Source organism: Schleiferilactobacillus harbinensis, assembly GCF_008694105.1.
Classification (GTDB): domain Bacteria; phylum Bacillota; class Bacilli; order Lactobacillales; family Lactobacillaceae; genus Schleiferilactobacillus; species Schleiferilactobacillus harbinensis.
In genome coordinates this window covers 1,130,783-1,153,219 of the sequence record NZ_CP041364.1, presented here as the reverse complement: position 1 = coordinate 1,153,219, position 22,437 = coordinate 1,130,783, and the positions used below count along the sequence as shown (strand labels likewise).

21 protein-coding genes are annotated in these 22,437 nt (G+C 52.7%); 17 read left to right on the top strand and 4 right to left on the bottom strand.

Annotated features, from left to right (window positions below; genetic code table 11):
• The first annotated feature begins 247 nt into the window (after positions 1-247).
• The 8 genes from FMM01_RS05945 to queA all read left to right on the top strand — a co-directional run bounded on the left by FMM01_RS05945 (position 248) and on the right by queA (position 11,205).
• Entirely contained in the window at positions 248-904 is a 657-nt protein-coding gene (locus tag FMM01_RS05945) for a redox-sensing transcriptional repressor Rex (RefSeq protein ID WP_027829201.1), read from the top strand.
• A 305-nt stretch (positions 905-1,209) separates the two neighbouring features.
• Positions 1,210-1,494 (top strand): co-chaperone GroES, encoded by a 285-nt coding sequence (groES, locus tag FMM01_RS05940; RefSeq protein WP_027829202.1) that lies wholly within the window; start codon positions 1,210-1,212, stop codon positions 1,492-1,494.
• 64 nt (positions 1,495-1,558) lie between these two features.
• Positions 1,559-3,193 carry a chaperonin GroEL gene (gene groL / locus FMM01_RS05935; protein WP_027829203.1) on the top strand — a complete coding sequence of 545 codons (1,635 nt, stop codon included), beginning with the start codon at positions 1,559-1,561 and terminating at the stop codon, positions 3,191-3,193.
• Positions 3,194-3,758: 565 nt separating this feature from the next.
• A complete protein-coding gene (gene mutS, locus FMM01_RS05930; protein ID WP_150391905.1) occupies positions 3,759-6,416 on the top strand; it encodes a DNA mismatch repair protein MutS in 2,658 nt (885 codons plus the stop codon).
• A 26-nt stretch (positions 6,417-6,442) separates the two neighbouring features.
• Positions 6,443-8,416, top strand: a complete 1,974-nt coding sequence (gene mutL / locus FMM01_RS05925; RefSeq protein WP_150391904.1) for a DNA mismatch repair endonuclease MutL — start codon at positions 6,443-6,445, stop codon at positions 8,414-8,416.
• Positions 8,417-8,470: 54 nt separating this feature from the next.
• On the top strand, positions 8,471-9,079 hold the full coding sequence (gene ruvA / locus FMM01_RS05920; protein WP_150391903.1) for a Holliday junction branch migration protein RuvA: 609 nt from the start codon (positions 8,471-8,473) through the stop codon (positions 9,077-9,079).
• A gap of 24 nt (positions 9,080-9,103) precedes the next feature.
• Positions 9,104-10,129, top strand: a complete 1,026-nt coding sequence (gene ruvB, locus FMM01_RS05915; protein ID WP_063516831.1) for a Holliday junction branch migration DNA helicase RuvB — start codon at positions 9,104-9,106, stop codon at positions 10,127-10,129.
• The gene (gene queA / locus FMM01_RS05910) at positions 10,129-11,205 is read left to right on the top strand and encodes a tRNA preQ1(34) S-adenosylmethionine ribosyltransferase-isomerase QueA (protein ID WP_051225418.1); all 1,077 of its coding nucleotides are present in this window, start codon (positions 10,129-10,131) and stop codon (positions 11,203-11,205) included. Before ruvB ends, queA begins: the two co-directional genes overlap by 1 nt.
• Positions 11,206-11,365: 160 nt before the next feature.
• Here the strand turns inward: queA and FMM01_RS05905 are convergent, their stop codons facing one another.
• On the bottom strand, positions 11,366-11,587 hold the full coding sequence (locus tag FMM01_RS05905; protein ID WP_027828497.1) for a hypothetical protein: 222 nt from the start codon (positions 11,585-11,587) through the stop codon (positions 11,366-11,368).
• Between the two features lie 284 nt (positions 11,588-11,871).
• On the opposite strand from FMM01_RS05905, the gene tgt reads away from it, so the two are divergent.
• The 4 genes from tgt (at position 11,872) to adhE (ending at position 17,014) form a co-directional block, all read left to right on the top strand.
• Positions 11,872-13,014: a tRNA guanosine(34) transglycosylase Tgt gene (tgt, locus tag FMM01_RS05900; RefSeq protein ID WP_146994297.1), complete on the top strand. Its 1,143-nt coding sequence runs from the start codon at positions 11,872-11,874 to the stop codon at positions 13,012-13,014.
• A 131-nt stretch (positions 13,015-13,145) separates the two neighbouring features.
• Positions 13,146-13,523: a preprotein translocase subunit YajC gene (yajC, locus tag FMM01_RS05895; protein ID WP_035440312.1), complete on the top strand. Its 378-nt coding sequence runs from the start codon at positions 13,146-13,148 to the stop codon at positions 13,521-13,523.
• 117 nt (positions 13,524-13,640) lie between these two features.
• Positions 13,641-13,865 carry a hypothetical protein gene (locus FMM01_RS05890; protein WP_027828494.1) on the top strand — a complete coding sequence of 75 codons (225 nt, stop codon included), beginning with the start codon at positions 13,641-13,643 and terminating at the stop codon, positions 13,863-13,865.
• A 530-nt stretch (positions 13,866-14,395) separates the two neighbouring features.
• Positions 14,396-17,014 (top strand): bifunctional acetaldehyde-CoA/alcohol dehydrogenase, encoded by a 2,619-nt coding sequence (adhE, locus tag FMM01_RS05885; RefSeq protein ID WP_027828493.1) that lies wholly within the window; start codon positions 14,396-14,398, stop codon positions 17,012-17,014.
• Positions 17,015-17,419: 405 nt separating this feature from the next.
• Here adhE and FMM01_RS05880 read toward each other — a convergent pair whose 3' ends face one another.
• Positions 17,420-18,382 carry an HD domain-containing protein gene (locus FMM01_RS05880; RefSeq protein ID WP_150391902.1) on the bottom strand — a complete coding sequence of 321 codons (963 nt, stop codon included), beginning with the start codon at positions 18,380-18,382 and terminating at the stop codon, positions 17,420-17,422.
• Positions 18,383-18,673: 291 nt separating this feature from the next.
• On the opposite strand from FMM01_RS05880, the gene FMM01_RS05875 reads away from it, so the two are divergent.
• From FMM01_RS05875 to FMM01_RS05865, 3 genes are read left to right on the top strand one after another with little or no spacing between them, the layout of a single operon-like run.
• Complete coding sequence (locus tag FMM01_RS05875; protein ID WP_190973466.1) at positions 18,674-19,201, top strand: RNA polymerase sigma factor; 528 nt, start codon at positions 18,674-18,676, stop codon at positions 19,199-19,201.
• On the top strand, positions 19,188-19,523 hold the full coding sequence (locus FMM01_RS05870) for a hypothetical protein (protein WP_150391900.1): 336 nt from the start codon (positions 19,188-19,190) through the stop codon (positions 19,521-19,523). The genes FMM01_RS05875 and FMM01_RS05870 overlap by 14 nt, the downstream gene beginning before the upstream one ends.
• Positions 19,520-20,257 carry a zinc-ribbon domain-containing protein gene (locus FMM01_RS05865; RefSeq protein ID WP_150391899.1) on the top strand — a complete coding sequence of 246 codons (738 nt, stop codon included), beginning with the start codon at positions 19,520-19,522 and terminating at the stop codon, positions 20,255-20,257. The genes FMM01_RS05870 and FMM01_RS05865 overlap by 4 nt, the downstream gene beginning before the upstream one ends.
• Positions 20,258-20,314: 57 nt before the next feature.
• Here FMM01_RS05865 and FMM01_RS05860 read toward each other — a convergent pair whose 3' ends face one another.
• Positions 20,315-20,602, bottom strand: coding sequence for a hypothetical protein (locus FMM01_RS05860; protein WP_150391898.1), 288 nt, complete (start codon positions 20,600-20,602; stop codon positions 20,315-20,317).
• Between the two features lie 260 nt (positions 20,603-20,862).
• On the opposite strand from FMM01_RS05860, the gene FMM01_RS16195 reads away from it, so the two are divergent.
• The gene (locus tag FMM01_RS16195) at positions 20,863-21,015 is read left to right on the top strand and encodes a hypothetical protein (RefSeq protein ID WP_190973465.1); all 153 of its coding nucleotides are present in this window, start codon (positions 20,863-20,865) and stop codon (positions 21,013-21,015) included.
• Positions 21,016-21,126: 111 nt separating this feature from the next.
• Positions 21,127-21,285: a hypothetical protein gene (locus tag FMM01_RS16190; protein WP_190973464.1), complete on the top strand. Its 159-nt coding sequence runs from the start codon at positions 21,127-21,129 to the stop codon at positions 21,283-21,285.
• Between the two features lie 88 nt (positions 21,286-21,373).
• Here the strand turns inward: FMM01_RS16190 and FMM01_RS05855 are convergent, their stop codons facing one another.
• Positions 21,374-22,351 carry a GMP reductase gene (locus tag FMM01_RS05855; protein WP_146994290.1) on the bottom strand — a complete coding sequence of 326 codons (978 nt, stop codon included), beginning with the start codon at positions 22,349-22,351 and terminating at the stop codon, positions 21,374-21,376.
• Between the last annotated feature and the right edge of the window lie 86 nt (positions 22,352-22,437).

Genomic DNA, 22,437 nt, shown 5'->3' with positions numbered 1-22,437 from the left:
TTATTTTCACTAACCATTCTACTGGATAACGATGGGCACAACAATGGACACTTTGTCTTGTGATTTGTTTGCTTTTTGTGCAAATTACAAGTATCATTAGCGTACGAAATGAAGGTTAGTCGTGGGAATTGCACTTTTCCCACCAAAACACGAACATTCATTATCCAATGACGATGTTTTTCGCCATTAGAACCGAGCGGCAGCATCTGTGAACAGGTGCGCACTCAATTATTAAGGAGGGCCTTTTATGGCAGATTTCAAAATTCCTAAGGCAACTGCCAAACGTCTACCGTTATACTATCGCTATCTCAACTTTTTACATAACGCCGGCAAAGAGAAAGTGAGTTCCACTGAATTGTCCGAAGCGGTGAAAGTTGACTCAGCGACCATTCGCCGAGATTTTTCCTATTTTGGCGCATTGGGCAAACGGGGCTACGGCTATGATGTCGATTCGTTGCTGGCATTCTTTGCTAAGACATTGAATCAGGATCATCTGACCAATGTCGCTTTGATTGGTGTGGGCAATTTAGGCCACGCTTTACTTAATTATAACTTCCGGCAGACTAATTCCGTGCGTATCTCCGCCGCTTTCGATGTCAATCCGGATATCACCGGTACGATTCAAAGCGGGGTACCGATTTATCCTATGGATGAACTTGAGACCCAGTTGAAAGATCAGCAGATCGACATCGTGATCTTGACCGTACCTACCCAGGCCGCCCAAGATATTACCGACCGCCTGACCAAAGCCGGTGTCCACGGCATCCTCAACTTCACCCCGTTGCGGATTTCCGTACCTGACACCGTCCGCGTTCAAAACGTCGATTTGGTTAATGAATTACAAACCCTGATTTACTTCATTGACCACTATTCCAACCGGCCGAAAGAAGAAGCGAAGCAGTAATATTAAACGAGATTTTTAGCGTATAGAGATCGGGATCACACTGTCAGGCTTTGGTGTACTTAGGGCCAATGCGCAGCTTGCGGAGCATTGGCCTGGCAGCAGCACACTGAGGAATCAGCCGAGTCCCGGTCTTTTTTTTTACCCATAAATTAGCACTCCACCCCTCAGTCTGCAAATTTTTACAGAAAAGTGGTTGCATTCCCCCTGGGAAATGATATTATAGAACATGTGATTAGCACTTGATGCAAGTGAGTGCTAAACCTGCACTAACAAGTGACAACAACTGTTTTTAGGAGGGATTCTTCGTGTTAAAACCATTAGGTGATCGGGTCATCGTTAAGGTCCAAGAAGAAGAAGAGCAAACCGTTGGCGGCATCGTGCTGGCCAGCAATGCTAAGGAAAAGCCGCAAACCGGTGAAATCGTCGCCGTCGGCGAAGGCGCCCTGAATGATAAGGGCGACCGCATCAAGCCTAGCGTCGCCAAGGGTGATAAGGTCCTGTTCGACAAGTACGCAGGATCCGAAGTACGTTACGACGATCAAAAGTATTTGGTTTTGCATGAAAAAGACATCATGGCGATCGTGGAATAACCTTCTGCATTGTTGTGATCAACGAACGTAAAAACACAATTCTATTTATGAGGTGAAAGTTCGAATGGCAAAAGAAATCAAGTTCTCTGAAGATGCACGCGCCGCAATGCTACGGGGTGTCGACAAATTAGCTGACACCGTCAAGACGACTCTTGGACCCAAGGGCCGCAATGTTGTTCTCGAAAAATCCTATGGTTCACCGGAAATCACTAATGATGGGGTGACCATCGCCAAGGATATCGAACTCCCAGACCATTATGAAAACATGGGGGCTAAGCTGGTTTCGGAAGTTGCTTCCAAGACTAACGATATCGCTGGTGACGGCACCACGACGGCCACGGTTTTGGCACAAGCCATTGTCCGTGAAGGGATGAAGAACGTGACCGCCGGTGCTAACCCGGTTGGTATCCGCACAGGGATCGAACAGGCGACGAAGGCTGCTGTTGATGCGTTGCATAAGAATTCCCACAAGGTCGAGACCAAAGAACAAATCGCATCTGTTGGGGCCGTTTCTTCCTCCAGTGAAGAAATTGGCAAGCTGATCGCTGACGCCATGGATAAAGTGGGTCACGATGGCACGATCACGATCGAGGAGTCCAAGGGTATTGAAACGGACTTAAAGGTCGTTGAAGGGATGCAGTTTGATCGCGGCTATCTGTCCCAATACATGGTAACCGATAACGACAAGATGGAAGCTGACTTGGATAATCCATATATTTTGATTACCGACAAGAAGATTTCCAACATTCAAGACATTCTGCCGTTATTGCAACAAATCGTTCAACAGGGCAAGGCGTTGCTGATCATTGCCGACGATGTTGAAGGTGAAGCATTACCGACCTTGGTATTGAACAAGATTCGGGGCACGTTCAATGTTGTTGCCGTTAAGGCTCCTGGCTTTGGCGATCGGCGCAAGGAACAATTACAAGATATTGCCGTATTGACTGGCGGCACTGTCATTTCTTCTGATCTGGGTCTGGAACTCAAGGACACGACCATTGACCAATTGGGTCAAGCAGGCAAGGTGACAGTTACCAAGGATGACACGACTATCGTTGAAGGTGCTGGCGACAAGGATGCAATCGAAGAACGGGTCGGCCAAATCAAGAAGCAAATTGACGATACGACATCTGACTTCGACCGCGAGAAGCTGCAAGAACGTCTGGCTAAGCTGGCTGGCGGGGTAGCTGTGATCAACGTTGGTGCTGCGACTGAAACTGAATTGAAGGAACGCAAGTATCGGATCGAAGATGCCTTGAACGCCACTCGCGCAGCCGTTGAAGAAGGCTACGTCGCTGGTGGCGGTACGGCACTGGTCAACGTTATTCCGGCCGTTGCTGCGCTGAAGGAAAAGGGCGACGTCCAAACCGGGATCAACATCGTTCTGCGCGCTCTGGAGGAACCGGTTCGCCAGATTGCCAAGAACGCCGGCAAGGAAGGCTCTGTCATTGTAGAACGCCTGAAGGGCGAGAAGCCTGAGTTCGGTTACAACGCACGTGACGACAAGTGGGAAAACATGGTCGAGGCTGGCATCATTGACCCGACTAAGGTCACTCGCTCTGCGTTGCAAAACGCCGCTTCTGTTGCCGCTTTGCTGTTGACGACTGAAGCTGTGGTCAGCGACATTCCGGAACCGAAGAGTGATAACCCGGCTGCCGGTGCCGGTGCCGGCGCACCTGGTATGGGCGGTATGATGTAATTAACCGCTTAGCGGATTAATACTTCAAACAACGGAGCAGAAAGCTGATTTGGTCAGTTTTCTGCTCCGTTTGCATTCAGTAATGGCTCGTTTTCAGAAACTATACCGTTCGGCGCAAATTCGACAACTTAAATTTGCAAATGTTGCCCGCTCGGCAAAAATAACCCATGCTATTCTGTCAATGTAGGGCTGGCGAGACTAGGGATTTGCAACACGGGATATCTTTGCAGAGTTAACCATAGGACGCACCAAGGCACCATCAACATAGATCCAGCCCACGTGATGAACGGACGGACCAGGCAGCGGATTTTCACGGCCTGGTCCGTTTTGGTGTTTCTTTCGTAAACGGACAACTCTAGCGGCAACTGCCTCCGCTAAACGGGCTCCGGCCGACAGCGGCTAGGGCATAAGGACCAGGAAGCATAAAACCTAAGTGCGGGTTTTCTGCTTCCTGGTCCTTATGCCTACGCTGCTAACCGTCGGCCTGCGCCCTCTCTGGCACTTTTTTGTGCTATCATATACGGTACATTGTAACGAATCGGAGAAGCAAAAAAGGAGTTTTGTAATGGCTAATCATTCCAAAGAAACGCCGATGATGCAGCAATACTTCGCCATTAAGGATCAGTACCCCGATGCTTTCCTGTTTTATCGAATCGGGGATTTTTATGAACTGTTTTATGATGACGCCATCAAAGGATCGCAGATGCTGGAGCTGACGCTCACCTCACGTAATAAGAGCGTGACCGACCCGGTACCGATGTGCGGGGTGCCGCACCATGCGGTGCAAAGTTACATCGATATTCTGGTGGACAAGGGTTACAAGGTGGCTATTTGCGAGCAAATGGAAGATCCTCGGTTAGCCAAGGGCATGGTGAAACGTGCTGTGATTCAGCTGGTGACGCCGGGGACACAAATGCCGGATAGTCCCGGCAAACGCCAAGACAATAACTTTTTAACGGCCGTGGACGAACTGGGCGGGCAATATCACTTTGCCTATACCGACCTTTCTACCGGGGAAGTGTGGGTGACGACGCTGGCCAGCACCGATGATGTCCGCAACGAAATGCTGGCGTTACAAACCAAAGAAGTTGTGGTACCGCCGGACTTGCCGGATGATCTGGCGCAGGCGCTCAAACCGCTGAATATTTTACAATCGGCTCAGGATTTGCCAGAAAACACTGCCGAAGTCAGTTATGTCCGGCAAGATGCCGCCAACGCGGGACAAAAACAGGTGCTGGCCCGGCTGGTAGGATATTTGCTGGCGACCCAGAAGCGGGCCTTGGCCCATTTACAGAAGGCTACTGTCTATGCCCCCAGTCAGTTCCTGCAAATGGATCATGATGCCCAAGTGAACTTGGAGCTCACTTCAGCGCGCCGAGACGGCAAGAAACGCGGCTCGCTGCTTTGGGTGATGGACGAGACCCGTACGGCCATGGGCGGCCGGTTGTTAAAGCAGTGGCTGGAACGGCCGCTGCTGTCGGCCAAGACGATCAAAGCCCGGCAAGATAAAGTTGCCGCTTTAGTGGATGATTACTTTCAGCGGAGCAGTTTGCAGGATCAGCTGACCAAGGTCTATGACTTGGAACGACTAGCCGGCCGGATTGCTTTAGGCAGCGCCAACGGCCGGGATCTGCTGCAACTGAAGGCGTCCTTGGAACAAGTGCCGGAAATCATGGCCACGTTGCAGCAGCTGCACAGTGACAGTTTTACCAGCTTTGTCAAAGCCATGGATCCCGTGCCGGAAGTTGCCGAGTTGATTGGCCGGGCCATTGTGGATGATCCGCCGATCTCTGTCACAGAGGGCAACGTTATTCGGGATGGCTACAACGATCAACTGGATCAATACCGGGATACGATGCACCATTCGAAGCGCTGGATCGCCAATTTGGAGGCTCAGGAACGCAAAGTCACCGGCATTCACAATCTGAAGATTGGCTATAACAAAGTCTTTGGTTACTATATCGAAATCACCCGAGCTAATCTGGATAAGGTGCCGGCTGGCCGGTACGAGCGGAAACAAACGCTGACCAACGCTGAGCGGTTCATTACCCCAGACTTGAAGGATCAGGAACGCTTGGTGTTAGAGGCCGAGGAGCACTCCACCGCCTTAGAGTACACCCTGTTCACAACGGTCCGGGGAGAAATTCAGAAAGAAATTCCGCGCATTCAGCAGCTGGCTGCGCAGTTGGCCGCGCTGGATGTGCTTCAAGGGTTCGCGGTGATTGCGGAACAGTACCATTATGTCCGGCCGGCGTTTGTCGAACATCAACAGGACCTGCACATCGTTAACGGCCGCCATCCCGTGGTTGAAAAGGTGCTCGGTCCGAACCAGTATGTACCGAACTCCGTGACGATGAATCAAGACACCGACGTGCTGTTAATCACCGGGCCGAACATGTCCGGTAAATCGACGTATATGCGCCAGTTAGCCCTGTCCGTGATCATGGCCCAAGTGGGCAGTTATGTGCCGGCTGAGCAGGCTCAGATGCCCTTATTCGACCATATTTTCACCCGGATTGGTGCCGCGGATGATTTGCTGTCGGGGAATAGTACCTTTATGGTGGAAATGATGGAGGCCAACGATGCCTTGATCCACGCGACGCCCCGGAGCCTGATCCTGTTCGACGAAATCGGCCGAGGCACGGCCACCTATGATGGCATGGCTTTGGCCCAAGCGATTATTGAATATATTCATAATCGGGTGCACGCCAAGACACTGTTTTCTACCCATTATCATGAATTGACCCAACTGGCCGATACGCTGCCCAAGCTGAAGAATGTCCATGTCGGGGCAGCGGAAGAAAATGGTCAGCTGGTGTTCCTGCACAAAGTTGAACCCGGGCCGGCGGACAAGTCCTATGGGATTCATGTCGCCAAATTAGCGGGACTGCCCAATGCTGTTTTGCAGCGCGCAGACGTGATCTTGCAGCAGCTGGAGGGCAAGAAGCGGGTCGTACCGACGCCGCCGGAGCCGGCCGCCGAAACTAAGCCGGCACCGGCGGCTGCACCAGCCGTCGCCGAAGCCGGCGGTGATCAGCAACTCGCCTTGTTCCAGCCGCAAACCGTGGCCCTTACGGATTCGACAGAACAATTTATTGTGGATGCGCTGAAGGATCTCGACATTGGCCACCTCACCCCGATTCAGTTAATGAATCAGGTCGATGCTTGGCAGCAGAAATTGCGCCGAGAGGCGAAGAAGAAGACCGCTGCCGCTGAAAAATAAGTCTTTATTGAAAGGAGAATCGCTTGATGGGAAAAATTCATGAATTGTCCGCTCAGGTCAGCAATCAAATTGCGGCCGGGGAAGTAATCGAACGCCCAGCCTCAGTCGTCAAGGAATTAGTGGAAAACGCCCTGGATGCCCATGCTACCCAGGTGCGGATTCGAGTCAAAGACGGCGGCATGAGCCTGATTACCGTCAGCGATAATGGCGACGGCATCGCCAGCGACGATATTCCGCTGGCCTTTGCCCGCCATGCTACTAGTAAGATCATGACCGGCGCGGATTTGTTTAAAATCGGTACCCTGGGCTTCCGCGGTGAAGCTTTGGCCTCCATCGGTGCCGTCGCGAAGGTCACCATGACCACCAGCACCCAAAATGGGTTGGGGGACACTGCAGTCGTTGAAGGCGGCGATCTGGTCAAACAAGAGAAGTCCAGCCAGCCTAAGGGGACGACCCTGACCGTGCGGGACTTATTTTACAATACGCCAGCCCGGTTGAAGTACATGAAATCGGTCCAGACGGAACTGTCGCATATCGCGGATATCGTGGATCGGATTGCCCTGGGGCATCCCGATGTGGCCTTCACTCTGGTGAATGATACGAAGACGATGTTTGCCACTGTCGGCAACAAGGATTGGCGCCAGACCATTGCCTCGATTTACGGCAACTCGGTTGCCCAGGCGCTGCTGCCGATCAAGGGCGACACCCTGGACTATCGGGTCCAGGGCTACATTGCTAAACCGGAAGTGACCCGGGCGTCGCGAAATTTCATTTCACTCTTGATCAACGGCCGCTACATTAAGAATTATGCGCTGAATAAAGCCTTGATCGAAGGGTATGGCACGAAACTGATGGTGGGCCGCTATCCGGTCGCCGTCATTGCCGTGCACATGGATCCGCTGCTGGTGGACGTCAACGTTCATCCCACCAAGCAGGAAGTGCGGTTAAGCAAAGAAAACGAGCTGACCAGTCTGATTACCAAACTGGTCGGCGCCGAGCTGGGCCAGCAGCGGTTGGTACCCAACGCGCTGGATAATCTGTATTCCCACAGTCGGCCAGCCACGCCCCAGATGCAGCAGTGGGCAGATTTGGCCAGCCAGCTGGACACTATCAGCAGTCAAGATCAGCCCCAGACTAGTCAGCCAACGAATCAAGCGGCACAGCCCGCCGTCCCAGTGGTTGCCGAGGCAGCGGCCCATGTCGCCGCGAACGGACGCTTTATTGCGCCCAATGCCCTCCATCCCGAGGATGCCGGCACCGATGCCCAGGTATTGGCTGCTTGGGACGCCCGGGTGGCCGCCGATGCACCTGCGTTAGCCTTTTCGGCCCAGTCCCAACCGCAAACCGTGGAACAAACTGCCCTGGTGGACGATACCAACACCCCAGCCAAGCGTTTTCCGCAGCTGCATTATCTCGCCCAAGTACATCGTACCTATCTGCTGGCCGAGGGGGAGGACGGCTTTTATATTCTGGACCAGCACGCCGCCCAGGAACGGGTCAACTATGAATACTATCGAGAAAAAGTCGGCCATCTTCAACCCGATCAGCAAACCCTGCTGGTTCCGCTGATTCTCGACTATTCTGCGGCTGATTATTTGGAGATCAGTCAGCACTTGCCGGAACTAGCCAAGGTAGGCATTGAACTGGAACCGTTCGGCGACAATTCGTTCATCGTGCATTCTCACCCCGCCTGGTTTGCCGACAAGGATGTCGAGGCCATGATCCGTGAAATGGTGGATTATTTCTTAACCGACCATACCCTCAGTGTTGCCAAATTCTTGAATAAGGCCACCGCCCTGATCGCCTGCAAGGCGTCGATCAAGGCCGGGATGGATATCAGTCGGCAAGAGGCTCAGCGGCTGCTGGATGATCTGCGGGAGTGCGAAAACCCCTTTAATTGCCCCCATGGCCGCCCGACGATGACCCATTACAGCGACCGGGACTTGGAGCGGATGTTCAAACGGATTCAAGATTCACATCAAGGGTGGACCGGCGCGTAACGCACACACGTTTGTGTTAGAATGAGATAATAAGAGAGAAAAGGGGCGACCAGCGTGTATGAATTTCTAACTGGGACCATCGCCGCGATCCACACCGATTACATCGTGGTGGCCGTCCAAGGTATCGGCTACAAAGTGATCGTGCCAAATCCCTATCGGTTCGCGGTGGGAGCGAAAGATGTCACTGTCTATGTGGATCAAATCATCCGAGATAACATCGGTATCACGTTGTACGGTTTTGCCGATCTGGATGAAAAGGTGATGTTCCAGCATTTGATCAGTGTCACTGGCATTGGCCCGAAGTCAGCCTTGGCCATCTTGGCCACCGGCGACGCGGCGGCGTTAGTCCAGGCCATTCAGGAAAATGACCTGAAGTATTTGACTAAATTTCCGGGAATCGGCAAGAAATCGGCGCAGCAGATCATTTTGCAACTGGCCGACCGTTTGACGCCCACCGGCAAACCGGCGCTGACGGTGAAGACCGTGGCCGACCCGGCCGCCGTTAATGACTCGCCCGCCTTGCGCGATGCCTTGGCCGCCTTGCGCACGCTGGGTTACAGCGATAAAGATGTGGTGCGTATCGCCAAAGCCTTGCGGCAGGAAGAAGCACACTCAACGGACGATTATATTCGACTCGGTCTCAAATTATTGACCCAGCCCTAATCAAGCAGAGAGGAGAGCGGCAGCTTGGCAGAATCAGAACGGATCGTCGATGCGGACGCCAATAATAACGAAGATCGCGCCGACATGACGCTGCGGCCAACGCGGCTGGCCGATTATATTGGTCAAAATGCGTTGAAACACCAATTGACCGTCTTTATTCAGGCGGCCCGGTCCCGGGAAGAGTCCTTGGACCATGTATTGCTGTATGGCCCGCCCGGCCTGGGCAAGACAACGCTAGCGGCGATCATCGCCAATGAAATGGGCGTACACTTGCGCCAAACCAGCGGACCGGCCATCGAGAAGAGCGGCGATCTAGTGGCCCAGCTCAATGAGCTGCAGCCAGGGGACGTCCTGTTTATTGATGAAATCCACCGGCTGCCCAAACCAGTGGAAGAAGTCCTGTATTCAGCGATGGAAGATTTCTATATCGATATTATCGTTGGTGAAGGTCCGGCCGCTCATCCCATTCATTTTACGCTGCCGCCGTTTACCCTGGTGGGGGCGACCACCCGCGCCGGTCTATTATCGGCGCCGTTGCGGGACCGCTTTGGCATTAGCATGCACATGGCATACTACAGTACGGATGAACTGACTGAGATTGTGGATCGCTCGGCCCAGATTTTTGGACTGGCCATCGACGAGCAGGGCGCGGGGGAGATTGCCCGCCGGTCCCGGGGCACCCCCCGGATCGCCAATCGGCTGCTGCGCCGGGTGCGGGACTTTGCGACTGTCAATGGGGATGGTAAAATTACCCAGGCGATCGCGGCATCTGCGCTGACCCAGCTGCAAGTTGACGATATGGGCTTGGATAACCTCGACCGGAAGATCCTGCACCTGATGATCGACCATTATGCTGGCGGCCCCGTGGGCTTAAAAACCATTGCAGCCAACGTCGGCGAAGAGGAACAGACCGTCGCCGAAATGTATGAACCATTCTTAATGCAGCGGGGGTTATTGATGCGCACCCCCCGCGGACGGGTCGTCACCCCGTTGGCGTACCATCATTTGGGCTTGACACCCCCGACACATAAAACGGATTTGGAAGTGTAATTTTGCTCACAACGGAAGATTTTGACTATGATTTACCCCAAGAATTGATTGCTCAGACCCCGCTCCCTGAACGGGATGCGTCCCGGATGCTGGTGCTCGATACGGCCACCGGCGAAACAACGGACAAGCATTTCTACGATATTCTCGATTATGTCCATCCCGGCGATGCGGTGGTGATGAACGATACCCGGGTCATGCCGGCCCGATTATACGGCATCAAGCCGGAAACTGGCGGCCATGTGGAAGTGCTGCTGCTGAACAATACCCGCGGTGATGACTGGGAAGTGCTGATGAAGCCGGCGAAACGGATTCATGTCGGTACTCAGATCGACTTTGGCGACGGCCTGCTCAAGGCGACGGTTACGGAAGAACGGGACGAAGGCGTGCGCATGATCCGCTTCCAGTACGATGGGATTTTCATGGAGATCCTGGACAAGCTGGGTGAAACTCCGCTGCCGCCTTACATCAAGGCTAAGTTGGACGATCCGGAGATGTATCAGACGGTGTATGCCAAGGAGATCGGATCGGCAGCAGCGCCCACTGCCGGACTGCACTGGACTAAGGAATTGCTGCAGAAAGTCCAAGACAAGGGCGTCAAGCTGGTTTACTTGACCCTGCATATTGGGTTGGGCACTTTCCGGCCAGTCCTAGAAGAAAACGTCGAGGACCACAAGATGCACTCCGAGTTCTATCGGCTGACCCCGGAAGCGGCTCAGGCTTTGAACGACGTCCGGGCCAATGGCGGGCGGATCATTGCCACTGGCACCACCGTGATTCGGACGCTGGAATCTATTGGCACGAAGTTCAACGGTGCGATCAAGGCGGACTCCGGCTGGACAGACATCTTCATTAAGCCGGGCTACCAGTGGAAAATCGTGGATGCCTTCATCACTAACTTCCATCTGCCCAAGTCCACACTGGTCATGCTGGTCGCTTCGTTTACCGGCCGGCACATGATCCTCAATGCATACCAGCATGCTGTTGCAGAGAAATACCGCTTCTTCAGTTTCGGCGACGCGATGTTTATCTACAATAGTCAAAATCCGCACCCGCAACCGTTGAAAGAAAACGATTAATCCGGAGCAATGCAAAAAAGCCACCGCTGATCAATTGATCAGCGGTGGCTTTCAATATGGGACAGTTTTTAAAAAATAGAATTCGGAATAAATGCAGCGAAACCCCGAAGGATTGGCTTCAGGGTCTCACACGTGTGACGGAGTCCACTCAGGGGCACCTCTAGCTGGCGGTGCACTGCTCATCGCTATCGGCGGCCGAGAGTTTCTTCTTAGAGACGCAAATCCGGCCATTGGCATTGTTGACCAGCCATTGGTCCGCCACCGACATGATGACAGATTGCTCTAAGACGACCTCAACCTTCCCAGGCAGCTTGGAAAAACGGTGGTCCTCCATGGTATAACTCGAGGCAATCACGGATTGCCCGACTTCAAGGTCTTTCATAAACCTTCCCCTCCTTGTCAAGCCGTCTGCGTGGTACCATCCCCCCGGATGATACCGGCGGCTTAAAGGCACCCCTGCAACAGAGGTTGGAACATATCATAGGAAAAGTGGGGCATAAAGTCAATGCCTCCAGGCCACTTTGCTCAATTTTTACAAAAAAGGGACCGATAACAGACATACCAGTTACCGACAGAGCAGGATTCTTTCCCTTTATCGGATCTTCTGATAAGATGGGAGGGCGTTTTGTCGAACGAGAGTCATGACCAGAATAGGAGAAAAGAAATATGACAGCACCAGTACGCTATCGCTTAATCAAAACCGAAAAACACACCGGCGCCCGGCTGGGTGAATTGATCACGCCCCATGGCACCTTCCCCACGCCCATGTTCATGCCAGTGGGCACCCAGGCGTCCGTCAAGCTGATGAGTCCAGAAGAGCTGAAAGAAATGGGGGCTGGGGTCATTTTATCCAATACCTACCACCTGTGGCTGCGGCCGGGTCCGGAAATCGTTAAAGAGGCGGGCGGACTGCACAAGTTTATGAACTGGGATCAGGGGATCTTAACTGATTCCGGCGGTTTCCAAGTCTTTTCTCTGGCGGAAAACCGGGATATCACCGAAGAAGGGGTCCATTTCCGCAGCCATTTATCCGGCGAGAAAATGTTTCTTTCCCCAGAAAAAGCGATTCAAATCGAAAATGACCTGGGGCCGGATATTATGATGTCCTTGGATGAATGTCCGCCGTTCTTTGAGAGTTACGAGTACGTCCGGGATTCTGTGGCCCGAACCAGCCGCTGGGCGGAGCGGGGGCTCAAAGCGCACCGTAATCCGGACACCCAGGGCCTGTTCGGGATCGTCCAGGGCGCCGGCTTCCAGGATCTGCGGGAGCAAAGTGCTAAGGATTTGGTCAGTCTGGACTTTCCGGGTTATTCCATCGGCGGGTTGTCCGTCGGCGAATCCAAGGCCGAAATGAACCACGTCTTAGACTTCACAACCCCGCTGCTGCCGGAGAACAAACCTCGCTATTTGATGGGTGTCGGTAGTCCAGATGCCTTGATTGACGGCGTGATCCGGGGGATCGACATGTTTGACTGTGTCCTGCCGACTCGGATCGCCCGCAACGGCACCGTGATGACCCATCATGGCCGTCTGATCGTCAAGAATGCGAAATACGCCCATGACTTCACTCCCCTGGATCCCGATTGCGATTGTTACACCTGTACCCACTACAGCCGGGCCTATATTCGTCATTTGATCAAAGCCGACGAAACCTTCGGCCTGCGGTTGACCACGTATCATAATTTATACTTCCTTATCCATCTTATGGCCGATGTGCGTCAAGCCATTATGGATGATAATTTAATTGAGTTCCGGCAGAATTTATTCGACGAGTACGGGTATTCCGACGCCACGACGAAAAACTTCTAACGGAAGCGGGCGCCCGGCGCCAAATTATGATACAGTGTTAAACGAAAACAACTGAAGGAGTGTACACTAATTTGACTATTTTTACAGCAAACATTGCAGCTGGTACCTCGGCTGGCACTGGTTTCGGCGGTATGGGTATGATCGTGATGATGGTGATCCTGTTAGGGGTCATGTACTTCACCATGATGCGGCCGCAAAAGAAACAACAGCAGAAGCGCCAGGAAATGCTCAACGAGATGAAGAAGGGCGACCGGATCGTCACCATCGGCGGCCTGCATGGCGTGATCGATACCATCAACAAGACCGACAAGACGGTCGTTATTGACAGTGATGGCATCTATTTGACCTTTAACCTTGGTGCGATTCGCACGGTTCTGCCGGCAGCCACTGCCACAGCGGATGAGAATCAAGCAACGAGTGCTAACGACGCCAGTGCCACGACGCCTGACACGCCCAACGATGCCGCCGCAGACGACAAGTCCAGCGACGACTCCAAAGACGCTCAATAATTTTGATTCTGATCACCGGCTTGTCAGGCTGGTGGTCTTTTTGTTTGGCGCCAATCGCGCCGGCACGGTATAATAGACCTGTTGATAGAACAGTGATAAGGGAAGTAGGTGGTCTCAATGACTGATCCTGTATTCTTTAATCCCGGCGGTCAGAATGTACCCATGGCCCCGTACTACCAATACAGTCCGTACCATAATCCATGGATCATGCAAACCGAGGATTTGGCCAATACCCAATTGGTCGTGTACGTCCAACCGGATGGCCGATTGAAATTTGTTTTCCAAGCCATTCACCCGGAAACTGATACAGCAGAAAATACAACCCAGCAGTTGCAGGGTTGATGATTTGGGACTGAGACAACATCGTTCGCCAGTGTACCTCGTGCCAGCGGAGTTAGTCGTCTCAGTCCCTTTTCCTGTGGACAGGATTTTTCGACAAAACGTCAAAGATACCGTTCTTAGTCACTTTTGATAACCGACTCTTGCAAATTCTGGTAAGCATCAATGGACATTTCTCGGTATTCTATCAATGTACAGTCGTTCATCGCCGGGGGAGCCAACGAGAGCGTCGTACCTGAAAAAAGATTGGTTTGCGGTAAAGGGAGTACTGGGGAGATTTGAACGCGTGTCACTTGCCATATTTTATGAACCAACAACATGATTGAGGGAAAAAGCAGCACTGCTCAGAGATGAGCGGTGCTGTTTTTTTCTGCGCAAACCTTGATGTACCGCGGTTTTTGATATCGCTACCAGAAGTGAGACAATTCCCGTGAAATAAATCACAGAAAGTGCTTTACAAATTACTTCGCATCCGGTATATTATTACTTGTGAAGAGGATAACAGAAATCAGAAACCTTACGGAGGTATAACAATGCTCGAGACTGTCAAAAAGAACCAACCCACGAAAGAAGCGACTCCAACTGTTGATCAGATGATCAATTCTTTGGTCGACGATGCACAAAAAGCGCTTAAAATCATGGAAGGCTTCGATCAAGAAAAGATCGATCACATTGTTCATGAAATGGCAATTGCCGGGTTGAACGCCCACATGCGTTTGGCCAAGATGGCGGTGGAAGAGACCGGCCGTGGTGTTTACGAAGACAAGGCGGTCAAGAACATGTTTGCCACCGAAGAAATCTGGCATGCCATCAAGGATGACAAGACGGTGGGCGTCATTGAAGATGATCAGCAGCACCAGATTATGTACATTGCTGAACCCGTCGGTGTCATTGCTGGGGTAACCCCGGTAACCAACCCGACCTCCACGACGATGTTCAAGTCCCTGATCAGTATCAAGACCCGCAACCCGATCATCTTCGCTTTCCACCCGAAGGCCCAGAAGTGTTCAGCGGAATCTCTGGAAGTTATCAAGAAAGCGGCCATCGCTGCTGGCTTGCCGGCGGGGGCATTGAGCTATGTGCCGATCCCCAGTATCGAAGCCACTAAGACATTGATGAATCACCCGGGCGTGGCGACGGTCCTCGCGACTGGCGGCCCCGGCATGGTCAAGTCTGCATATTCCACCGGTAAGCCCGCCCTCGGCGTTGGTGCCGGGAACGTACCGGCTTATATCGAAAAGACAGCCAATATTCGCCAAGCCGTTAACGACATCGTGTTGTCCAAGTCCTTCGATAACGGCATGATCTGTGCATCTGAACAGGCAGCCATCGTTGACGCGGAAATCTATGACGAAGTCAAAGCAGAATTCATTCGTCAAGGTGCCTATGTTTTGAAGAAAGACGAAGTGCCTAAGCTGAGCAAAACGGTGATTTCTGAAGAACGCCACGCTGTTAACCCGGACGTCGTTGGTAAATCCGCCAACACCATTGCCGAATGGGCTGGGCTCAAAGTGCCCAAGGGCACGCCGGTATTGGTTGCCGAAATCAACGGTGTCGGTGACGAATTCCCGCTGAGCCGGGAAAAATTATCTCCGGTATTGGCTTTGATCAAGGCCAATGGCCACGAAGACGGCTTCAAGAAGGCCGAAGAAATGCTGGAACTCGGTGGGATGGGGCACTCCGCTTGTATCCATACCGATGATGAAGACCTGGTTGTCCAATACGGATTGCGCATGAAGGCTTGCCGAATCCTCGTGAACTCCCCGAGTTCCGTCGGCGGTATCGGTGACCTGTACAACAACATGATTCCGTCTCTGACGCTGGGCTGCGGCTCCTACGGGATGAACTCCGTTTCCCACAACGTCGGCACCATTGACTTGTTGAACATCAAGACAGTTGCCAAGCGCCGGAACAATCTGCAATGGGTGAAGCTTCCGCCTAAGATCTATTTCGAAAAAAACTCCGTGAACTACCTGGAGAAAATGCAGCACATCTCTCGGGTATTCATCGTTGCGGACCACGGGATGGAAAAGCTGGGCTACGTTAAGATCGTCGAAGACGTACTGAAGCTGCGCAAGAACCCCGTTCAATTCCAGACTTTCTTGGATGTTGAACCGGATCCGTCCAGTGACACGGTCTTTCACGGCCAAGCTGCAATGAACGACTTCAAGCCGGATACCGTCATTGCCATCGGCGGCGGTTCCGTCATGGACGCGGCCAAGGGAATGTGGATGTTCTACCAAGCTCCGGATTCTTCCTTCTTCCGCGCCAAGCAGAAGTTCTTGGATATTCGTAAGCGGACCTACAAGTTCCCGAAGCTGGATGATGTGAAGCTGATCTGTATCCCGACAACTTCTGGGACTGGTTCTGAAGTCACTCCGTTCGCCGTCATCACCGATAGCGAAACCGGCGTGAAGTACCCGCTGGCCGACTATGCGCTGACCCCGAATGTGGCGATCGTTGATTCTCGCTTCATCGAAACGGTGCCGAAGACTGTTGTGGCTGACTCTGGCCTGGACGTTTTGTGCCACTCGATTGAAAGTTATGTATCGACCATGGCTTCGCACTATACCCGCGGACTGAGTTTGCAAGCGGCGAAGATCGTCTTTGATAACTTGAAGAAGAGTTATGACGGCGACCAAGAAGCGAAGAGTGCCATGCATGATGCTTCGACCATGGCCGGGATGGCCTTTGCCAACGCCTTGTTGGGCATCAACCACTCCATTGCCCACAAACTGGGCGGCGAGTACCACCTGCCCCACGGCCGGGTGATTGCAATCACAATGCCCCATGTCATTCGTTACAATGCGAAGATGCCTGAAAAGCGGGCCGTATGGGCGAAGTACAACTACTTCCGGGCGGACGAAGATTACGCAGAAATTGCTCGGTACTTGGGTATCCGCGGCAATAGCACCGAAGAACTGGTCAACAATCTGGCCGATGCCATCGTGAAGTTGGCTGAGAGTGTTGGCGTGAAGATGTCCTTGAAGGATCAGGGCATCAGCAAGAAGGCGGTAGACGATGCAGCGGATCGGTTAGCCGAACTGGCTTACGAAGATAACTGCACGATCACCAACCCGAAGGAACCGTTGATTGCGGATATGGCGCAAATCATCCGGGACGAATGGGCTGGCCCGAAGTCTACTTTCTAAGCAAGACCACCAATAGACACCTGGGGACGTGAAATCTGACAGTCTCCCGGTCCCCGGTGGGTGATGTATCCTTCCTCCTAATATAAAAACAAACAGCGCCGCTGGACTTGATGGGTCCGGCGGCGCTGTTTGTGTGGAGAAAGGTCGTTGCAGACTGCCGTGCCAATGCTCCGCAATCTCCGGCTGAGGGGGCTGGAACGCCATGACGGCGCTTGGAACCCGCTACGCGGTCTCCAAGTCGCCTAACCACATCGGCGGCAAAGCCGCCGTGTGGTTTCCATGGCTGAGCCCCCTCAGCCTCCGATTGCTACGCATTGGCACTCGCTTTCTCGAGACTGGAGGGCCGCCCCGCTTAGTGCAGGAAAAGAAAAAAACCGCCAACTGGCGGCTTGCGGAATCTGACGATTACAACGTGGAATGATAAACGAACGCGCCGTCGAGGCCGAAGTTGCGTTGGTCGGCGACGGTGCCGGGTTTGAGGTCGCTTTCGGCCATGCGCATCATTTCCATGTGGGCGTCGAGGTCGTCGACATGATGGAGAAGCATGGCTTCGGGAGTGGCAGGTTTGATGGCGGCGCCGTATTCGAGTTTGCCGTGGTGCGAGAGGACGAGGTGGCGCAGGTTGAGAATATGTTCGTCGTTAAGACTGGCGGCGTAGTTCAAGTGCAATGTATTGCGGGCGTAGTCCACGATCATGCCGTCGATGATAGCGACGTGTTCCAGCAGGTTGGCCTGCTTGGTTGCTGTGTGGTCGGTGGCGTTCGTGTAGCAGAAGGCTTTGCCCAAATCGTGGAGCAAAATACCAGCGTAGAGCAGGGACTGGTTGATGGTCTTGGCATAAATCGTGTGGGTCAAAATTCCCTCGGCTTCATAAGCCATGGACAGGGTGTGGGTATATAGTCCGCCGATGAAGGCGTGGTGCATCCGAATCGCGGCCGGCATTTCGCTCAATTTATCGATGATGGCATCGTCTGTGTCGTTGTATAACGTGCGCACCAGATGCTGATAAATCGGGTCGGTGATCTTCATCAGGAAATGGTTGAAGCCTTCCTTCAATTGGGCATTGTCCCAATAACTTGCCGGCAGCAAGTCCCGCAATTGCAGAGTCGGATTAATAGAGAAAGAATCCAGAACGAATTGCAGCTTGCCGTTGTAATCAGAGCGCGTTGCCGTAAAATCAATGGCTTTGTTGTTGTAGGTCATGATTGAGTCCGGCTGAATCTCCCAGATTTTCACCGGCACTGTTTCGTCGTGGTTGGTGAGATTGGCGTCGGCGTATTGCGAGCCGTTCTTGGCCGCCTTGACGGTAATTCCTTGGATGATGGCCTGGCCGGCAAACGGTCGCCCATTCTTGACTTCTTTGAACATATGGCGCCTGCTTTCGTTTTCTTTTATTGTACCGTTTATTGGCGGAATCACAAAGGGTTCAGGCGACCGCTCAGAAGCGTAGGGATAAGGACGGCAAGGCACAAACCCCGGTTTTGGGTTTTTGCCTTGCCGTCCTTATCCCCTAGCTTCTGGTCGCCTGCGCCCGTTTAGAGAAGGCTGCCTTCTTTTGTCGGCTGTAACCCGTTTACGTGCAGGGAGAAAGAATTTGCGTGATACGTGAACCTTTTGCCGGGTGGCGCGGATAATAGGGTGTGAGGGGAGGCGATGGCCATGGCAATCGATCCGGTAATGGCCGAGGAGTTCGCGACCACATATGGCGCGGCATTGTATGGTTTTTGCCGTAAGTTGGCGTTCACCCGCCAGGATGCAGATGATCTGTACCAACAAACATTTCTACGGCTGCTGGCGATGCCAGCACGCGTTGACCTGAACGATAACCCCCGGGGTTTCCTGATGGCCATCGCCGCCCGCATCTGGGCTGATGAACGGCGCAAATATGCCCGGCGGGAGCGGATTGCGCCAATACATCCGGGGTGGGACGTGGAGACGGTGGCTGGGGCGGATACCGGTGGTGGTCAGCTCACTCAGCAGGAGCTGCAGGCCGACGTGCAGGCAGCGGTCAATCAGCTCGCAGACAGCTTGCGGGTCCCGGTACTTTTGTATTACATGGGCGACCTGTCCATCGCCGAAATTGCATCCGAGCTGCATATTCCGGCTGGCACAGTGAAGCGCCGCTTGTTTCAAGCGCGGCAATTATTACGGCAAGAAATGGAGGCTAACGGCTATGGCGAAGCATAACAACGATTTTGATCAAACCCTGCGCACTGCGCTGCACCATGAGGAGGAACCGCCAGCGGCTTTGCAGCAGGCTGTCTTGCAACAAATCCGCCAGCATCAGCCGCAGCCTGTTGAACGACAGATTCCAGCATTGTTGATCGCAGTGCTGGGGGCGATGCAGATGATTTCCATGGTGGCTATGGTCATCTTTTTTCTCCCGTCGACGCCTGTCTTCGAGTGGGCCGCTCGTAACTTAGTTGGTCTGGCCGGACTAATGATCATCGCTGGTTTTGTGCTGGCTTTTTGGCTGAAACGCAAACAGAAGGAAGGAGTACCGTCATGATGAGTTATAACTTGTACTGGGGCTTGCCCATGGTCATGATCGTCATTTTTGTTTTGCTGCTGCTGAGCACTGTACTGTTGGGCATTTGGACATACAAAGATGCCCGGACACGCAGTCTGGATGCCGGCATGTGGACAGTGGTCGTGGTGCTGATTCCCAATTTGATTGGCCTGCTCCTGTACTTCTTAATTGGCCGGCGTCATACCCAGGTCACTTGTCCCCATTGCGGGGCGAAGACCGATGCCAGCCAGCCGTATTGCAGTCACTGCGGCCAGTTGCTGGGCGATGCCGCCAAGACCAGCTTCACACCGACCAGCAAGGCCCCGCTGATAGGTGCGATCGTCGCAATCGTTCTGGTCTTTCTCGGTATGCTGGGCATGTTCGGCAGTTTAGCCTTTTCCCATGCGATTGGGTCGGCGTCCTTGGTGCCCACCCAAACGGTGAAGAATGAAGGAAGCTGGAAATTCGATGCTGATCCGTTTAATGGTGAACGAACCCAAACAATCACGGTGAAGAAAGGCGCCGATAAAGTATTCACCGTCGATCGCCAGCTCACCAGCGGTAAAGTGCAGGTCGGGGTGTCCGTCGATAAAGATACCCCCGGCCGGCTGATCGACGTGCAAGATGGCGAACCCTATGATTTTAGCCAGTGGACACAGGGAGATTCGATTATCGTGCATCTTTATGGGACCGATGCGAAAGGTAAAATATCCGTCACTTGGCAGGGCCAGTGAGCCGACCAAAAAACGATCATGCCGATTTTTGCCGGCATGATCGTTTTTTGGTCGGCATCATCTAAAAATCTCGCCCAACAGGACGATCACCGCAATGCCCAGCATCATGACACCTAACGCTTTCAGCAACCACCGTGTCGCACCGGCAAAGAGATCGTCCCGGTACCGCCAGGCCAGGTAAATCGATCCGCCCAGTAGTAAAAGGGACACAGTGGTTTCTAAGGCTTCATTGCGCAAGACTAACAACCCTAACGTTGTGCGCTGCGGATAAATCATGTTGAACGCCATGAATAGAAGCAGAAATGGAAAAGACAAACTGCCGATGCCAAACTTGTGATTAGTCATGGTAAAGACCCCCTCGCACTATTGAACGGTGTACGACGGTTATCGGTTGCGACTGAATAACAAGGCGCGGGCCAGGGATACAAACCGTGTGTATCCGATTACATTGTAATTGAAAATACGCATTTTTCCCAGTAATTGGTATTGTGTGTCATCAAGAGGATGGAACGCAATCATTTCCCACCAATTAAATACTGGTCGGTTGTATAATGAAAGCGATAACGATGGTGCTTTGCATAGAAAGTTTCGAGGAGGTTTGCGCAATGCTGGATATTTTTTTCCAATGGTTTGATTTCGTTTTCGATTGGCTGTCCGGCTTATCGTGGGGAACTAAATTGGATCGGACAAAAGCACGAGTCTGGTTCAAAGCCAAAGCACAGGCAGGCGAAGCGCGGCGTAAAAAAACAAGAGATTGATCAAGAATTAATCATTGTGCGTTGAACCACAATCCGGTATAATTTCATTGGAACCGTTTTCTTAATGTTGACGAACGTATCGATGCAACGTTGCTCAGGGGGAAGGCGACCTTGATGACAGAAAACGTGAAGGCCAAGAAAACACACTATGTCTGGCTAGGACTGGCCGGTTTTGCGACATATGTTGTCCTTGCCGGCATTTGGCCGGCAAGCCAGCAGTTTGCAAACAATGTCGTGAAAGTGGTGCTTGATTTCTTTTATAGCCTCTAGGCTGGCTGTGGAAATACAGCAAAAGGACGGGAACCAGAATCTGCAATGGATTCTGGTTCCCGTCCTTTATTGTCATCACGTATAATTATTAGAACACGTCACCATTAAAAATCGAGTTCTTCACAACAACATAGTCCACTTTCCGCAGGGATTCCAAATCCCGGCCGCCAGCGTAAGAGATACTGGATTGCAGGTCTTCCTGCATTTCCTTCAACGTATCAGAAATCTTACCCTTAACGGGAACCAGCATCTTCTTGCCCTCCACGTTATGGTGGGAACCAGTCTGGAACTCAGACGCTGAGCCATAGTATTCCTGGAACTGTTCGCCGTCGACGGTCACCTTTTGGCCCGGTGTTTCTTCATGGCCGGCAAAGAGGGAACCGATCATGCACATCGTGGCGCCGAAACGGATGGACTTGGCAATGTCGCCGTTGTGGCGGATGCCGCCATCAGCGATGATCGGTTTGCGCGCCGCTTTAGCACACCACTGCACAGCCGCCAGCTGCCAGCCGCCGGTACCAAAGCCGGTCTTCAGCTTAGTGATGCAGACCTTGCCTGGTCCGATGCCGACCTTTGTGGCGTCAGCGCCGGCGTTTTCCAACTCCCGGACGGCTTCTGGTGTGCCGACGTTGCCGGCAATAACGAAGGATTGCGGCAAGTACTTCTTAATTTGATGAATCATGTCGATCACGACTTGGGAATGGCCGTGGGCAATGTCGATGGTGATGTATTCAGGAACCAGTTCTTTAGCCGCCAATTCTTCAATAAAATCGAATTCACTGTCTTTCACGCCGACGGAGATGGAGGCGTATAAGTCGTGATCGTGCATGTTGGCTACGAAATCGGCCCGGGTCTCCGGCTGGAACCGGTGCATGATGTAGAAGTAGCCATTATTGGCTAACCACATCGCCAGGGGGTCATCAATAATGGTTTGCATGTTAGCGGGGACCACCGGAATCTTGAAACTGCGGCCGCCAAGGGTGACGGATGTGTCACATTCCTTACGGCTCTTCACGATACACTTGTTGGGAATTAATTGGATATCTTCGTAATCAAATACGTTCATTGTACTATTCCTCCAAATCCGAACATTAATCGGAACGGTAACTTCTATCAATATGCCTCTGGTACTATAACGAACGGAAGAGAGAA